A 15,802-nucleotide genomic window follows, 5' to 3' on the forward strand; every position below is an offset into this window, starting at 1 on the left:
TTATGAGAGTATTATTAATGTTTGATTTACCAACTGAAACGAAAAAACATCGTAGGATTTATAGTAAATTTAGGAAAAATTTAATTGAAGATGGATTTTTGATGATGCAATACTCTATTTATATAAAAAGTGTTGTAAATAAAGACGCTGCGAACCAAACGATTAAACGTGTAAACACATTTTTACCATCAGAAGGGCATGTCAGGGCTTTGATCATTACCGAAAAACAATATGAACATATGCAAATATTATTGGGCGAGGAAAATCAAAATATTGAAATATTAGGTGACAATCGAACAATCATATTTTGAATGAGGTATTATCATGACAAATTTACAATGGTGTATTAAAACAGACAGTTTACCAACAATAACATTAAATATTGGTAAATATACGGCTATTTATAATGAGTATGAAACGATAGAAGAAGATTTGCTAAATGTAATCAATCAATATTTTAAAAAGAGAAATTCTAATAAAAGTAATGTGACCATCGCGGAAATGTTAAATCAAGAAGAAATTTCACCACTTTCTTATGAAAGTATAATCATTGATAATAGAGCGATAGATAATGAGTTTTTGTTAAGTAGCAATTCAATTATAAATAAAAAGTTGCAACGTGATTTTTATGAAAACATTGAAAGTAATTCTTATATAGAATCTATTAATGTATTATTTGAAGATTTATTAAATTTGATTAATAAAGCAGAATTACCTTTGAAAAGTAAAACATTTGATATCAAACAATTTATTAAATTATTAAGCTTTGAGTATAGTTTGAATGAAGATTATTCTAAATTAATCGTCAGAATCGAACAAATATTACCGCTTTTAGTTGAGGAGTTAAATAAACAATACGGTGGCAAGTTGCTATTAATATATTTGTATCCTGAAGCAAATTTAAGTCCAAAAGAACAAATACGTTTGAAAGAGTTAATAATATCACTTGGAATTGATATTATAGTATTAACAGGGTCATTGCATTTTTTAGCTAAGGATTGGAAGTATAATAACTATATTAGATGTGATAATCAAAAAATATCATCTGAATTGGTAGATAATCTACTTTGGAATGCCCCATTAAATTTTGAAAGAAGTGAAATAGAGCAGAGTTTAAATCAATTTATATTAGCTTACCAAGATAAAATCGAAATAAAACCGATTATCTCTAATTATCAAATTGCTCAAATTATGTTATTTAGTTCAATTGATTTATATGTAGGAGTTTCATATATGCAACATTGCAATCATGAATTTATATTGAATATAGATGAGACGAAATTACCCTTAAGTATGGCTAAATATTTAGAACAGTTTGTTAAAGAAAATTAACTATAATTTTGCGCTAGAGGTTTTAGTACTCTGTAATTTTAGGTATGAGTGAAACGAGATTTTAAAGTTTTATAGCCTTCGTTGAGTTTTAGTACTCTGTAATTTTAGGTATGAGTGAAACGTTTCACATCATCTATCCATTCCAGACAGAGTTTTAGTACTCTGTAATTTTAGGTATGAGTGAAACGACGTCGAATTGTTCTGTGTACGCTGCGAGTTTTAGTACTCTGTAATTTTAGGTATGAGTGAAACTAACATCTCATTCTGTTCCAGGTACTTATAGTTTTAGTACTCTGTAATTTTAGGTATGAGTGAAAACGTTACTGAACGTGGAATCGACTTCGAGGAGTTTTAGTACTCTGTAATTTTAGGTATGAAGTAGATTGGAGGATATTTATGAGTAGCATGAGGAAGCCGATTATAAAAAATATTAGTTATTCTAATGAAGAGCTAGTTAATTCATTAGGCGAGTGGCAACAGAGTGATGATTCCAAATTTTTACTCAGATATCCCACCGTCTATATTATAAATGATAAAAATAAGTCTGATCATTTTAATTTGTATGTTGGTGAAACAACGGATATCAAAAATAGAACAATTCAACATTTGAAAAATGATGTGAAGCTTAAAGACTATTGGAAATCATTTTACAGTTCTGATACGTCTTCGATGTATGTCATCGGACATCCGTTCTTTAATAAGTCTTTAACTTTAGATATAGAAAACAAGTTTATGCAATATTTGTCTAGTGTAGATGCTGTGACTTCAATATTTAATAGTAGAACAAATCAGCAAAATGAATATTATACTTCTGAAAAATTAGATGAAATATTCACAAATATTTGGCAACAATTACATAAAGAGAATAGTAAACTTTTTCCTATTGAAAGTGTAATTAAAGACTCAGCGATTTTTAAAGCATCTCCATTTCATAAATTAACGAATGAGCAACAATCAGTTAAAGATGAAATTTTAAATAAAATAGAACATGCTATTTTAAGTGAAAGTGAAGAAAATCAATTGATTTTAGTAGAAGGAGAAGCTGGTTCTGGTAAAACTGTATTAATGAGCACATTGTTTTTTGAGCTAAAGCAAATGATGGATTTAGATGAGATGAAGAATTTAGATATTCATCTATTGGTTAATCACGATCAACAATTAAAGGTATATAAGCAAATTGCTAATAAACTTGGTTTAGAAGGAAAAAATCAGAATATAATCAATAAACCCACTAGTTTTATTTTGAATAGAGATGTTGAAGATAAAGCGGATGTTGTTATTATTGATGAAGCACATTTACTGCTTACGCAAGGTAAAATGTCTTATCGAGGAGAAGGACATCTAAAAGATATTCAAAAAAGAGCTAAAGTCGTTGTTGCAGTCTTTGATAAAAAACAGATATTAAGTAAACAACAAATATGGGAATTTGATACACTAGATAAATTAATACAGTATTCTAAAGATCAAAATAATCATTTACTACTTAAGAACCAACTAAGAATCAATAGTAGCATTGAAACAATGAATTGGTTAAGACATTTAATAGATGATCATAAAATTGACCCAATCCCCCATGATAGCAAAGGATACGATATTAAAATTTTTGATACACCAGCAGAATTAGAAAAAGCGATTTTAAGAAAATCTAAAAATATTGAATCAGGTTTGTCTAGAATGCTTGCGACATTTGATTGGGAATTTAAAAATGGAAAATCACCGAATGATGGATTATTTTGGGAAGTTAAAATAGGACAATGGTCTAGACCATGGAACTTACAATTAAAATGTCCTAGAGGCGAGAAAAATTTAGCATGGCCAGAACAGAGTCAAACGATTAATGAAATAGGATCAACATTTACAATTCAAGGATTTGATTTAAATTATGCTGGTGTAATTATTGGACCATCAGTGAAGTTTCGAAATGGTAAGATTATTTATGATAAAAGTGAAAGTAAAAATATACAGGTAACACAAAACCGAAAACTCTCTGATGATACTATGAAAAATTTTGGCGAAGAATTATTAAGAAATGAATTGAACGTTCTGCTTACAAGGGGCGTCAATGGTTTATATATTTATGCGGTTGATGATGAACTAAGAAATGCACTTAAAGAAGCTTCGAAAGGATGATAGAAATGAGAACTGAAAACAGTGTTATGGAAAAAATTAATCAATTTAGAGATGAACGTAATTGGAGACAATTTCATAATGAAAAGGATTTGGCGTTGTCTATAACACTAGAAGCTTCGGAGTTATTAGAATTATTTCAATGGAAATCAGCAGAAGATGTTGTCGAAAGTAAAAGAGAACGATTAGCAGAAGAATTGGCTGATATTTTAATATATAGTTATATGTTTGCCGATAATCTAGATTTCGATATCAATGAAATTATAGAGCAAAAACTTGTTAAAAACGCAGAAAAGTATCCTGTAGATAAAAGTAAAGATAATAATTCAAAATACAATGAATTATAATTACTCATTTCATTAAATTACTGAACAGTACATTTAATTGCCGAAACTTCCTTTTAATTCTAAAATATGGTTTGAAAGCGTTATTTCAAATGAATTTTAGATGAAAGGGGGTTTTTTAATGATTGAAAGACAAATTAAGCTTATAGAATTATTGCGTAATAAGCGAAGTGATTATCTAAAATCTGATGATATAGCGGCCTATTTAAACATTTCAAATAGGACAGCTAGAACCGATATCAAAATCATTAATAATCAATTTATGCCAGAAGTGATTGGGAATATTAAATCTAAAGGGTATTTTTTAAATACGACACGCTATTCTCTTGAAGATATTGATCATCAACTGAGCAATTATTTAAATCAAGATGGTAAGTTGTTGATTAAAATAGCATACCAATTACTCATGTATAGTAAATCAGTATTAATAAGTGAATTAATGGAACAATTTCAATTGTCTAAGAAAGAGATTTTGGATTATATGAGTAGAATTCAAATGTGGTGTGAGAAATATGAAGTTAATATCATTATCAAGAGAAAGACAGGTATTACGGTAACAGGTAATGAAAAAGATATTAATAATGCGATTTTACATTTGAACCAGTTATCAAAGCAACATCACCGAGTTGAAGATTTGATATTAAATGAATTGCCCAAGGCTCATATACAAATGATTAAACAAATAATTGAAGACAACTTAAGCGTTCATGATATTCGTACTTCACATCTTCAAATAGAACAACTTGTCATACACCTAATATTAATTTTAAAAAGGCAATCCATATCAGAAGAATCATGGAATATTAATGATGAATCACTAGTCATTTCAAATGAAATTATAAAAGATATCAATCAGCGCTTAGGATATCATTTAAATACGCAAACGGTACATTTATTCTCATTTTTTATTAGTTATCATTTTAATAAATTTGATTTAGGTTTTGAGAAAGTTTTCATTGAAAGTTACATACAGCAGTTGATTACAAAAATGGAACAAAAGATGCATCTTAAATTTGGTTCGGATAATGTTTTAAAGGACAATTTACTTGCACATTTTAGTCGTACCTATTTAAGAATTATGAAGGAAGTTTACTTAAATAATCCATTAACAGGTGAAATAAAAATACTTTATCCATATGTATTTAACGTATTATACGATATTATCCATGAACTTGCTAAAGATACTGGAATCAATTTAAGTGAAGATGAAATTGCATTTTTAACGATACATTTTCAAGCATCTATAGATCGAAATGAAGTATCACAGGTTAATATAGCTATTTGTTGTTACTATGGATTAGGTATTTCTCAATTATTAGAAACCAAAATATCGAAAGTTAACCAGCATGTTAAGGTTACAGATATACTAAGATTTGAAGATATTGAAAATGATGCATTTGAAAATATAGATATACTTATTACAACGCATGATATTCATATGCAATTACCACAAGATTTAGATGTAATTAAAGTTTCTCCACTATTTTCAGAAGATGATCAATTTAAATTGAATCGAATCGTTAAAGGTAAATTAAACCCGATAGCTAAAAATAATGAATTAAATGAGATACCTGTTACGATCGTTAACAATGATTTTATACAAACCATACCAGGTGTGTTTGAAACGGCGCATCAAATTTTGAATAACTATAAAGCGATTAGTAGTGGATATATAGAAACAGCATTAAATAGAGAAAAAGCTTCCTCAACATATATCGGTAATAGCATGACAATGCCCCACGGTGATCCTACAAAGGTATTAAGCTCACATATTATTATATTTAAGAGTGATAATGGATTTTATTGGAAAGAGCATAAAGTAAAATTAGTGTTTTTCTTAGCGATTGCTAAACCAGATATCCATTTGATGAAACAAATGATGCAAAACTTGTCTTTATTAGATGAAGAAGATATTCATCAATTAGCACATCTTGAAGAAACAACATTTCAAAATAAAATATTAAAACTAATCAAAGGATAATTACCACTAGTAACGGTAATTATCTTTTTTTATAGCATTCTGACAACGCTTACACTATAAGTAAAGGAGCGTGAAGACGATGAAAATATTAGCAATAACATCTTGTCCAAACGGTATTGCTCATACTTATATGGCTCAAGAGAAGTTAGAACAAGCAGCCAAGAAAATGGGTGTAGATATTAAAGTTGAGACACAAGGTGGCGTAGGTGCAGAGAACGTTTTAACTGCAAAGGAAATTAGAGAAGCTGATGGCATTATTATTGCAGCTGATAGACAAGTGGATTTATCAAGATTTAATGGTAAGAGATTGGTTAATGAAAATGTAAGAGAAGGCATCCATCATCCAGAAAACTTAATACAAAGGATTATAGATCAAGATGCTAAAATTTATCACGATAAAAATGCAACAACACAATCTAATGATTCGGATGACGAAGAAGATCGAAAAAGCGGTATTCAGATGGTGTATCAACATTTAATGAATGGTGTTTCATTCATGGTTCCGTTTATCGTAGTGGGTGGTTTACTGATAGCAATCGCTTTAACTTTAGGAGGACACCCTACATCTGAAGGTCTCAAAATTCCTGATGATTCATTTTGGAAATCAATTGAGAATATAGGTAAATTATCATTTGGCTTTATGGTTCCAATATTAGCAGGTTATATCGCATATAGTATTGCTGATAAACCAGGTTTAGTCCCAGGTATGATTGGTGGTGCTATTGCAGCTGATGGAAGCTTATACGGCAGTGAAGCTGGCGCAGGTTTCTTAGGTGGTATTGTGGCAGGTTTCATAGCAGGATATGTTGCTAAATGGATTAAAAATATTAGAGTACCTAAAGCAATGGCACCTATTATGCCAATTATCATTATTCCAATACTTGCATCTTTAGTAGTGGGACTTATCTTTATATTCCTTATAGGAGCGCCTATTTCAGGTATATTTATAGCTTTAACTGGATGGTTGAAGGGTATGCAGGGCGCTAACATTATTATATTAGCTCTTATTATAGGTGCGATGATTGCATTTGATATGGGAGGTCCGGTGAATAAAGTAGCTTTCTTATTCGGATCTGCTCTTATTGCAGAAGGAAATTATGCTGTGATGGGAATGGTAGCAGTTGCCGTTTGTACACCGCCAATTGGATTAGGGTTAGCAACATTTGTTCAAAAACATAAATTCAATCATGCTGAACAAGAAATGGGGAAAGCCTCATTTACTATGGGATTATTTGGTATTACTGAAGGTGCTATACCGTTTGCTGCACAAGATCCATTGCGTATCATACCTTCTAATATGATTGGTGCAATGGTTGCTGCAGTCATTGCTGCTATGGGTGGCGTTGGAGATAGAGTTGCGCATGGTGGTCCTATTGTTGCTGTTTTAGGTGGTATCGATCATATTATTTGGTTCTTTATAGCAGTCATTATCGGTAGCTTGGTAACAATGATTACCATTTTAATTTTAAAAAGAAATACACCTGTAACTGATGTAGAAGAGGATCAAGAAGATGCGCATTTAGAAACAAGTACAAATAGTAGTCAAGAAAGCACAGATTCAGAGTCTAAAGTGGATGAAAGTGTTGAACATAACGATAACGTATTTCAAAAAGACGTTATCAATATAAATACTAATGTGAAAACTAAAGAAGAAGCTATTGATTATATGGTGAAAAATTTAAAAGAACATCGCTTTATCGACAATGAAGATGTTGTTAAACAAGCTATTTTAGATAGAGAAGCGGAATCAACAACAGCCATTGGTATGAATGTGGCAATCCCTCATGCTAAATCTGATGCAGTTAACCAACCTACTGTAGCCGTTTTACAAAATAAAGAAGGCGTAGATTGGATTAGTTTAGATGAGACACTTCCGAAAATACTCTTTATGATTGTCGTACCAAATGACAGTAATAATACACATTTGAAATTACTACAAAGACTGTCTAGAAGCCTGATGGATGACAAAACAAGAGAAGCACTTATTAATGCACCATCCAAAGACGATATTTACGACATTTTAAAAAAGATATAGAGGTGAATTAAAACATGGCATTATTTTTAAAACCAGTATTTCAGGAAAAAATTTGGGGTGGCACTGCATTAGAATCATTTAATTATCACTTACCTAGCAATAATGTTGGAGAATGTTGGGCCATTTCAGCACATCCCAATGGTCCCAATGTGATAGAAAATGGTCATTATAAAGGTAAAACGTTAGATGAAGTATGGTCAATTGATCGTTCATTATTTGGAAATGATCAAAGAGATAAATTTCCATTATTAACTAAAATCTTAGATGCTAATGATAAATTATCGGTACAAGTTCATCCCGATGACGATTATGCTCAAAAGTATGAAGGTGAATACGGTAAAACTGAATGTTGGTATATCTTAGATGCCAAAGAAGATGCAGAAATCATCTACGGCATTAATGTTGATAATAAAGAAGATTTGGTTGAGTGTATTAATAATCGAGAGTTTGATCGATTATTTAAAAAGGTGAAAGTTAAACCAGGTGACTTCTATTATGTGCCTGCGGGGACAGTTCATGCTATTGGTTCAGGTATATTGATATTAGAAACTCAGCAATCTTCTGATACAACTTACCGTATATATGATTATGATCGTAAAGATAAACATGGGCATTTAAGAGATTTACACTTAGAACAAAGTAAAGCAGTCATCAATATTAATCAAGAGAACCCTAATGTGGTACCTCAACAAAGTGAAGTTCAAGGACAGACAGTAACTCAATTTGTATCAAACGAATTTTTTACAGTAGAAAAATGGAGAATTAATGGGAAATTAAATTACAATAAACCACATGCTTATTGCTTAGTTTCAGTCATCGATGGGACAGGTAGTGTGATTATAGATGATGAAAGATACGATATACAAAAAGGTAGACATTTTATCATTACAAATGAAGATCAAAATATTTTATTTGAAGGTAAATTAGAAATAATAATAAGTTACTCGTAAATTTAGGTAAGGGTTTAAGTGAAGTTAGTGAAAGGGGGAGAAGCACTGTGATGTCGGTGTTCTCCATTTAAGTATGATTAAACTAATTAATAGTTATGTAAAGTCAATTTGTAAGAATTATATATTTTCACTTTAATTTAAATTCTTTTTTTAGTAAGATGACTTTAGTAATTTTTTTACACTTTATTGTAATATTCACAGGCAACCTATATGGTTGCTTTTTTAATTATTTTGTTGAAAGGATACATAAAAATGAAACTAAAATATGTGATTTTAGTATTATTAGCACCTGTATTTTTATCAGCTTGTAACTATTCTAAACCAGAGAATCGAAATGGCTTTTTCTATAATACTTTTGCTAAACCAATGGATTTATTTTTAAATTGGATGGGAGAACATCTTAATCATAATTATGGTCTAGCTATTATTATTATCGTATTAGCGATTAGATTAATAATGTTGCCATTTATGTTATCACAAACTAAAAATGGCCAGTTTATGAGAAAACTAATGAAAATCGCTAAACCAGAGTTAGATCCTATTCAAGAAAAAGTGCGACGTGCGCGCACACAAGAAGAAAAAATGGATGCTAATAAAGAGATGATGGATGTATATAAAAAATACCATATTAATCCAATGAAAAGCATGTTAGGTTGTCTTCCTATGCTTATTCAAATGCCAATATTATTTGGTCTATATGCATCATTAAAATGGCCAGTACATAATCATTTATCACAATATCCTCACTTTTTATGGTTTGATTTATCCAATCCAGATATTTATATAACACTCATTGCGGGTATTTTATATTTTATCCAATCTCTAGTAAGTTTAGGTAACATGCCCCAAGAACAAAGACAAATGGGCTATATGATGATGGTAATTTCACCTATATTTATTATTTATATTTCATTCACATCAGCATCTGCTTTAGGACTATATTGGTCCATCAATGCATTATTCCTTATCATTCAAATGTATTTTTCAAATCAATATTATTCAAAAATTGCAGACGAGTATGTAAAATCATTTGAAAAACAAAATGATAAAAAGTCACAGAAAGCAAAAACAATTAAAAAGAAGAAATAATCAATAATAAAAAGGGACTCTGCAATGACCCAAAATTTGGGAAATAACTAAAAAACACTTTCGTTGAATTCATATTAAAATGAATCATGCGAAGGTGTTTTTTCTATGAAAAGAGTAGTTTATTCATTAGCAACTAAAAATAAAGTGATTGAAATGAAAGTAGTTATTTATATGACAAAAGAATTATGAAAGCATAAAATATTAGGAATAGAAAACAAGTGAAAACTTGATGTCAATGATATTGAGAAGAGTGAAAGGCATAGGTTTAACCAACAAGACGGTAAACTATATGATTATAGTAAGGGATTGGAAGAATTATTAGAATTAGAACAATTGAATTTAGAGAATAAGAGAAAAGATGTTGAAATCGCATTCAATAAAATCTAGGCAACTTATCACTATGCATAAAAAGGTTTAAAATAGGATGCTGATTGTTATAAATTCATAAAGATATGCGTATAAAATAGAGAAATTACTATTCCTAATGTTCTGAATAAAAATACTAGAACATAATTTTTAATGTTTAATACTAATAATATAGAAACGATTACTAATGGGATATAACCTAATATATTTTGAAATTGATAATCTATTATCATTCCTATATATTCCATAGGTAAAATTGACAAAATACTAACATAAATAAACCAAGACTTTTTCATTTAATTTTTCTCCTTTCTTCTATTTAATTATTTTAAGTTTACTTATATAGTCATTAATTTTTGAATAAAAGTATTTTTGTATTTATTGATATTCTAATGTTAGACTGAAATTAATCATAGTAGATTTGGCAAATTTCTTTGTATTTTCCATGAATTTTCATTAATAGTTAAAGGAGAAGGTTATGTTAAATATAAGTGATAAGCAGTATGTTCAAAGGACTATGAAATGGTTTGTATTTTCGATGATTATTTTGATTATAAGCTTTATTTTATCTAGTATATTTAGTCCATCTCTTGATACTTTTAAAAGTATCGGAGACCAAATACCATCTAGCTTAGATAAAGCTACTGGTTTAAATAAAGTATGGGAATTCATCATAAATAATGGTTTTAGAGTCCCTTTACAAATGCTAATACTCTCTTTAATTCCTATTCCATTTTTATATTGCGTAAATTTAATTTTTACAAGTACAATTACCGGAATCATGTTTGGATTCGTAATCAACTTTGACTTTCATAAAGGTTCGATAGTGATTTTATCATCAATTCCACATATCGTTGTTGAAATATTTGCGATGTGCTTTGTTGTCAGTAGTTTATTTAAATTAAATCAAGCAATTGTTAGAAAAATCAGCAATTTGTTTAGAAAAGAGAAAAAACAAAATGTTTCATTTAAACAAGCGTTAATTCAATTAATTAAAACATATATCTTAATTGCGCTACCTTTATATATTATTGCAGCTTTTTTAGAAACTTACTTCACTGAATGGATATATAGTATATTGATATAAACTAAATGATGATGTTTATTTGAAATTTTTACGAATAGAGGAGATATACTTGTTACTCTTTCCTATGAGCCTTTTTATGATTGTGGTAGGTATTTTATATAGTAAAACCTATCCAAAAGAAAGAAATCGATGGTATGGTTTTAGATCAAAAAAATCAATGAAAAATGATGAAATATGGCTTAAAGCACAATTTTTATTTATTCAGTACAACAAGAGTATATTTAAATATAGTGCCATATTTTCAATTGTTTTCGTAATATGTGATATAGCATTGATTATATTGAAATTAGAAGACCAATTAATGGGGTCTATATTAATACAGACAGGAATTATTTTTATATTATTAGGTGTACTCCATTGGAGTGTGAATAGAAAACTATAAATGGAAAAATATTATGAAGGTAGATGATGAAATTTTAAGTATACATAAATGTAATATTAATATAGGTATGAAAAATCATTATATGTGAAATAGACGACAAAATGAGGGCAAGGAACTTGAAAATAGTAACTATGAGATTTAAAGGTAGAATACTTAAAAATTATTTTAAATGACGGACGTATGGTGTCCATTAAGATGTATATAATACATCTTAATGTCTAGTTAAAATGCATAAATATATAGAGAAGGTTAAAAATTTAATATTTAGTTTAAGCGACTTAACTCATCATATTTGTATAAGTTGCACTTTAAATAGTAAAAAAGTGGGGGTTTAATGAAAAATTTGAGTATCCAAAGTGTAGATAGTTTCAAAAGTAAATACAAAAGCGTACCCGATAATAAAGTCTTGCGAAATATGAATAGTGATGAATTAGAATCATACTTTTTAATGTTATATAATATAAGAAATACTATTAATCAAGGACAAGCACAATATAATAAATTATTGAAAAATAATAATGATAAGAAAAATAGAAAAATAGAGACTATTACCAGTGAATACAATGAAAGGCAAGAAACATTAAAATATTATACGCCTGAGACTGATAAAATTGATGCTAAATATAAGCAGCGTAGGGATTCGATTGTAAAACCTATCAATATCATTTGTAAGGTGTTATCAGTAATCATTGCAGTAATAGTATTTCTTAATCTCTTTTTTATTTCAAAAATCCTGGCTACTATTTTATGTTTTGTTACTTATAAAATGGTAGATTTGATATTAAGTTTTGTTGGTGGATTTATTGAAAGAAGAATATACAAAGCTAAATATAGAGAATGGACTGTAGCAAGAGCGCTAGATCAAGATTACTTTAATAGAGAGATTGCTAGGTGTGAGGCACAGTTTGAAAGTGACAAGCAATATATTTTATCTGAACATAAAAGGTTTGATAGTAAAATAAGGAATGATTATCAATCGATTTATACCCATTTTGAGAATGAAGCGCAAAAATTAGAAACATATCTTCCATCTGAGTTTAGAAGTCTAGATATTTTATCTACATTATTTGCAATTTTAAATGCTGGATTTGGTGACAGTTGGAAAGAAATCATCAATGTATATAGAGATCAAAAAATATGAATGAATTGAAATCTCATATCAATGATATTCAAAATACATTAAATAGTATGAGTAACAATCAAAAAGCAACTATTCAAGCAATCAATCATCAAGGTCAGCAACAACAAAGGTTATTAAATGAACTTAATGTAGGGATACAACAGTCAAACAATAACATCGAGAAGTTGACTAATGATATCAACAGAGGTTATGAAAAAGTACAAAGAAATCAAAAAGCTATACATGATGAATTAGCTGATATGAATCCTCATAATCCTAGAAGTAAATATTAAATCAATATATACAAAAAGAGTACAAAATTGTACTCTTTTTGCATATTATTAGAACTATTTTTCTTTTGAAAAACGTTTGAAAGTAAGTAATGAACCAATAGCTAATAATACCGTAGCAATTGATGCTACTAGACCATTGTTTGTTGTTTCACCAGTAGCTGGTAGTTCTGATGCTTGTGTGGCATTATTTTGAACTGCTTGTTGTTGGTTATTATTTTGAGTAGTTACTGTGTTATCAGTTGCTTGTTGTTGACCTTGTTCATTATTGTTTGAATTATCAAATTGATATTTACCATTCTTATAAAATTTACCGTCATCAGCTGTTGCTAAAACACCTTCTCCTGTTTCTACAGTGCCATCTTTATATACTCTAACAGCACCGTCGCCTACACCTGACTTATTATTATAACCTAGTAAATAATAGTCCCCTTTATCTTCGGCTTTTTGGAAATTAACACGTTCAGGCTTATAACCATCTTCTTTCCAAACTTGAGTAGCTACTGATTGAGCGTTATTTGCATTTACTGATGATTCAGCAGCACTTGCATTATGTGAACTTACTCCTGTAAATAATAATGCACCTGCTAATGTTGTTGCCCCTAAAATTTTAGTTGTTTTCATAAAAAATCCCCCATCTATAAATATTTTGAAAATTACAACTAAATTCTAACACAGACCACTAAATAAAAAAATGATAATTTTAAATATTTTGTAAATGTCTAAGCTATATAAAAATATTGAGTTTAATTTGATTCTATATTTATTTGATTTTTTGGTTTTGATCATTATATTAAAACAAAATAAAAAAGTTTGTCGCCTTATCTATAGGAGACAAACCTTAAATTAAAATTTAAAGACAAAAGCTAAATTCAGCTTTTCTCTAATGTATTTTATTCGTCATTTTCTGTTGCTAAATCATCAGATGAGACGCCATTATGACCAATGCGTTGTGCTATATCACCAGGTAGTTGTCTATCTCCAACTAGCTCATTATATTTCTTAAAGTCAGATTCGGTCATATTATCTTTACTTCTTAAATAAGCTTCATAATTTTCTATATCTTGCAGTTGCTTATCTTGAGTTGGATTTGTATTTGTTTGTGCTTGTTGAGGATTTTGTTGTACTGGCTGATTGTTTTGTACTTGTTGGTTTTGAGATGTATTTGAATTGATATTTTCACTGTTGCTTGAGGTTTTTTTATTCTCAGTGTTTGCTTTTTTGGAAGCTGTTTTCTTTTTATTTTCTTCTGAAGTTTTATGTGTAGTATGAGATTTATCTTTATTATCTATACTACATGAAACTAGGAAGGTCATTGATAAAAGTATGATTATACCCCTTAATATGTGATACATAAGTAATCTCCTTTGATTTTAGTTGTGTTAAATATAATAATAAATAAATAGAGTGTTTTAGTAAATGGAAAAATTTATTATTTGAAAGATATAACTTTCTAACAATAAAGGCTCTTGGGATTTTTGATTTTATAAAGAAATCGCATCTAAGATATTTAAATATATCATTTATATAAAAACGAAATAATTGTATAATTTTAATGAAGACATTTCGGATTTAAATTTATCATTACATATATATTCAAATTATCTGTAGCTGTTTAAAATGGGGGACTTATATGCAAATAAAGAATGCTATTTATCAAGGGACTATAAGTGGTAAGCAAGTGGTTGTTGATCATGAACGTTTGAAATATAACAAATTTTTAATATTACCGGTGATAGTTGGTATCATTTTTATTTACCTAGCAATGGTAGTGATGGTGATAATTATTAATCTAGCATTTCTAGTGGATCTAGTTTTTATAAATATTTTAGGTTGTATTGTAGGATTTTTTATACCTGCCATACTTTTTAAGTATCTACATAATCAGATTTTTATGAGGGAGATTACCTTAATTCAATTAGGTTGGGATCAATATGAATTACATGTAGGTAATCAGAAATATATTGGCTATTATAAAGATGTAAAAAAAGCTATCTATGTAAGTTATCCAGGTCAAGCAACCATATTTATGCCAGATGCAGTAACGAAAATTAAAACATATGATGGGACTTATAGAATTGCTGCAGTGAAAATGGAACAACAACAAACTGTACAAAAAATTAAATTTCATTTTGAACAAATGGTTGATAAACATCAATCTTAAAATATAATTTTATATCCTTCACATTAAAATGAATGAAGCAACTTGGTAAAAAGCGAAAAGAGATGTGTATCATAAGTTTTAACTTCATAATAGATTACAGGGAGGTTTGATCCTATCCTTATTAAAAATAAAGTATATATGTCGATCATCATCGTATTAATTATTATAAATGTAATATTAATATCGACTGATCAGGTCATAGCAAGTAACATTGGAAATAGGTTGATTTATATAATCTTTTTTATTAATTACTTATTAATAATTATAGGAGTTACCGTTAAAACTAAAAAGTGATAGTTATTAAACTTATGTTTGACGTAAAACAATGATTTAATCGAAGTCACAATCGGTCGCATTTTTATAGCTAATTATATTGTACAAATATTTCGTCTCACAACACCCTCTTCAACTTACTCATAATCATCACTATATTGAAGGGAGCTTTTTTTATTCAACTACGGAAAAGATGATACACATGTTCAAGTTGTACTTATCCAAATCTATCTTCTGATAACTCCTCAATGACTCATTCTCA

Annotated in this window: 15 protein-coding genes; 13 read left to right on the forward strand and 2 right to left on the reverse strand. The window is 28.9% G+C overall.

The window, feature by feature from the left end; translation table 11 throughout:
* Positions 1-2: 2 nt before the first annotated feature.
* The 12 genes from cas2 (at position 3) to ssp1_RS00525 (ending at position 13,106) form a co-directional block, all read left to right on the forward strand.
* Positions 3-311 (forward strand): CRISPR-associated endonuclease Cas2, encoded by a 309-nt coding sequence (cas2, locus tag ssp1_RS00465; protein ID WP_049415451.1) that lies wholly within the window; start codon positions 3-5, stop codon positions 309-311.
* 13 nt (positions 312-324) lie between these two features.
* Positions 325-1,332: a hypothetical protein gene (locus ssp1_RS00470; RefSeq protein WP_075777762.1), complete on the forward strand. Its 1,008-nt coding sequence runs from the start codon at positions 325-327 to the stop codon at positions 1,330-1,332.
* 396 nt (positions 1,333-1,728) lie between these two features.
* Positions 1,729-3,462, forward strand: a complete 1,734-nt coding sequence (locus ssp1_RS00475; RefSeq protein ID WP_107536246.1) for a DNA/RNA helicase domain-containing protein — start codon at positions 1,729-1,731, stop codon at positions 3,460-3,462.
* A 5-nt stretch (positions 3,463-3,467) separates the two neighbouring features.
* Positions 3,468-3,806, forward strand: a complete 339-nt coding sequence (locus tag ssp1_RS00480; protein ID WP_075777792.1) for a nucleotide pyrophosphohydrolase — start codon at positions 3,468-3,470, stop codon at positions 3,804-3,806.
* A gap of 118 nt (positions 3,807-3,924) precedes the next feature.
* Positions 3,925-5,784 (forward strand): BglG family transcription antiterminator, encoded by a 1,860-nt coding sequence (locus ssp1_RS00485; RefSeq protein WP_118828060.1) that lies wholly within the window; start codon positions 3,925-3,927, stop codon positions 5,782-5,784.
* A 79-nt stretch (positions 5,785-5,863) separates the two neighbouring features.
* Entirely contained in the window at positions 5,864-7,819 is a 1,956-nt protein-coding gene (locus ssp1_RS00490) for a fructose-specific PTS transporter subunit EIIC (protein ID WP_075777765.1), read from the forward strand.
* 14 nt (positions 7,820-7,833) lie between these two features.
* Positions 7,834-8,769 (forward strand): mannose-6-phosphate isomerase, class I, encoded by a 936-nt coding sequence (gene manA / locus ssp1_RS00495; RefSeq protein WP_075777766.1) that lies wholly within the window; start codon positions 7,834-7,836, stop codon positions 8,767-8,769.
* Between the two features lie 252 nt (positions 8,770-9,021).
* On the forward strand, positions 9,022-9,858 hold the full coding sequence (yidC, locus tag ssp1_RS00500; RefSeq protein ID WP_049415466.1) for a membrane protein insertase YidC: 837 nt from the start codon (positions 9,022-9,024) through the stop codon (positions 9,856-9,858).
* A gap of 844 nt (positions 9,859-10,702) precedes the next feature.
* A complete protein-coding gene (locus ssp1_RS00510; RefSeq protein WP_075777768.1) occupies positions 10,703-11,311 on the forward strand; it encodes a stage II sporulation protein M in 609 nt (202 codons plus the stop codon).
* Positions 11,312-11,387: 76 nt separating this feature from the next.
* Positions 11,388-11,693 (forward strand): SdpI family protein, encoded by a 306-nt coding sequence (locus ssp1_RS00515; protein ID WP_240328891.1) that lies wholly within the window; start codon positions 11,388-11,390, stop codon positions 11,691-11,693.
* A 334-nt stretch (positions 11,694-12,027) separates the two neighbouring features.
* The gene (locus tag ssp1_RS11950; protein ID WP_075777770.1) at positions 12,028-12,834 is read left to right on the forward strand and encodes a hypothetical protein; all 807 of its coding nucleotides are present in this window, start codon (positions 12,028-12,030) and stop codon (positions 12,832-12,834) included.
* Positions 12,831-13,106, forward strand: a complete 276-nt coding sequence (locus ssp1_RS00525; RefSeq protein WP_075777771.1) for a hypothetical protein — start codon at positions 12,831-12,833, stop codon at positions 13,104-13,106. The genes ssp1_RS11950 and ssp1_RS00525 overlap by 4 nt, the downstream gene beginning before the upstream one ends.
* 54 nt (positions 13,107-13,160) lie before the next feature.
* On the opposite strand, the gene ssp1_RS00530 is transcribed toward ssp1_RS00525, so the two are convergent.
* Together ssp1_RS00530 and ssp1_RS00535 are read right to left on the reverse strand one after the other, a co-directional pair.
* The gene (locus ssp1_RS00530) at positions 13,161-13,727 is read right to left on the reverse strand and encodes an LPXTG cell wall anchor domain-containing protein (protein ID WP_107535888.1); all 567 of its coding nucleotides are present in this window, start codon (positions 13,725-13,727) and stop codon (positions 13,161-13,163) included.
* A gap of 269 nt (positions 13,728-13,996) precedes the next feature.
* Complete coding sequence (locus ssp1_RS00535) at positions 13,997-14,458, reverse strand: hypothetical protein (protein ID WP_075777772.1); 462 nt, start codon at positions 14,456-14,458, stop codon at positions 13,997-13,999.
* Positions 14,459-14,736: 278 nt separating this feature from the next.
* Here ssp1_RS00535 and ssp1_RS00540 point away from each other — a divergent pair, with 278 nt between their 5' ends.
* On the forward strand, positions 14,737-15,267 hold the full coding sequence (locus ssp1_RS00540; RefSeq protein WP_075777773.1) for a hypothetical protein: 531 nt from the start codon (positions 14,737-14,739) through the stop codon (positions 15,265-15,267).
* Positions 15,268-15,802 lie beyond the last annotated feature (535 nt).

Origin of the sequence: Staphylococcus sp. M0911 (genome assembly GCF_003491325.1) — a bacterium.
Taxonomy (GTDB): domain Bacteria; phylum Bacillota; class Bacilli; order Staphylococcales; family Staphylococcaceae; genus Staphylococcus; species Staphylococcus warneri_A.

Bases quoted from the DNA above. Each gene is read 5' to 3' on its own strand.
- manA (WP_075777766.1), top strand. From the start codon at position 7,834: ATGGCATTATTTTTAAAACCAGTATTTCAGGAAAAAATTTGGGGTGGC.
- ssp1_RS00525 (WP_075777771.1), top strand. From the start codon at position 12,831: ATGAATGAATTGAAATCTCATATCAATGATATTCAAAATACATTAAAT.
- ssp1_RS00515 (WP_240328891.1), top strand. From the start codon at position 11,388: ATGATTGTGGTAGGTATTTTATATAGTAAAACCTATCCAAAAGAAAGA.
- cas2 (WP_049415451.1), top strand. From the start codon at position 3: ATGAGAGTATTATTAATGTTTGATTTACCAACTGAAACGAAAAAACAT.
- ssp1_RS11950 (WP_075777770.1), top strand. From the start codon at position 12,028: ATGAAAAATTTGAGTATCCAAAGTGTAGATAGTTTCAAAAGTAAATAC.
- ssp1_RS00485 (WP_118828060.1), top strand. From the start codon at position 3,925: ATGATTGAAAGACAAATTAAGCTTATAGAATTATTGCGTAATAAGCGA.
- yidC (WP_049415466.1), top strand. From the start codon at position 9,022: ATGAAACTAAAATATGTGATTTTAGTATTATTAGCACCTGTATTTTTA.
- ssp1_RS00475 (WP_107536246.1), top strand. From the start codon at position 1,729: ATGAGTAGCATGAGGAAGCCGATTATAAAAAATATTAGTTATTCTAAT.
- ssp1_RS00530 (WP_107535888.1), bottom strand. From the start codon at position 13,727: ATGAAAACAACTAAAATTTTAGGGGCAACAACATTAGCAGGTGCATTA.
- ssp1_RS00510 (WP_075777768.1), top strand. From the start codon at position 10,703: ATGTTAAATATAAGTGATAAGCAGTATGTTCAAAGGACTATGAAATGG.
- ssp1_RS00480 (WP_075777792.1), top strand. From the start codon at position 3,468: ATGAGAACTGAAAACAGTGTTATGGAAAAAATTAATCAATTTAGAGAT.
- ssp1_RS00490 (WP_075777765.1), top strand. From the start codon at position 5,864: ATGAAAATATTAGCAATAACATCTTGTCCAAACGGTATTGCTCATACT.
- ssp1_RS00470 (WP_075777762.1), top strand. From the start codon at position 325: ATGACAAATTTACAATGGTGTATTAAAACAGACAGTTTACCAACAATA.
- ssp1_RS00535 (WP_075777772.1), bottom strand. From the start codon at position 14,458: ATGTATCACATATTAAGGGGTATAATCATACTTTTATCAATGACCTTC.
- ssp1_RS00540 (WP_075777773.1), top strand. From the start codon at position 14,737: ATGCAAATAAAGAATGCTATTTATCAAGGGACTATAAGTGGTAAGCAA.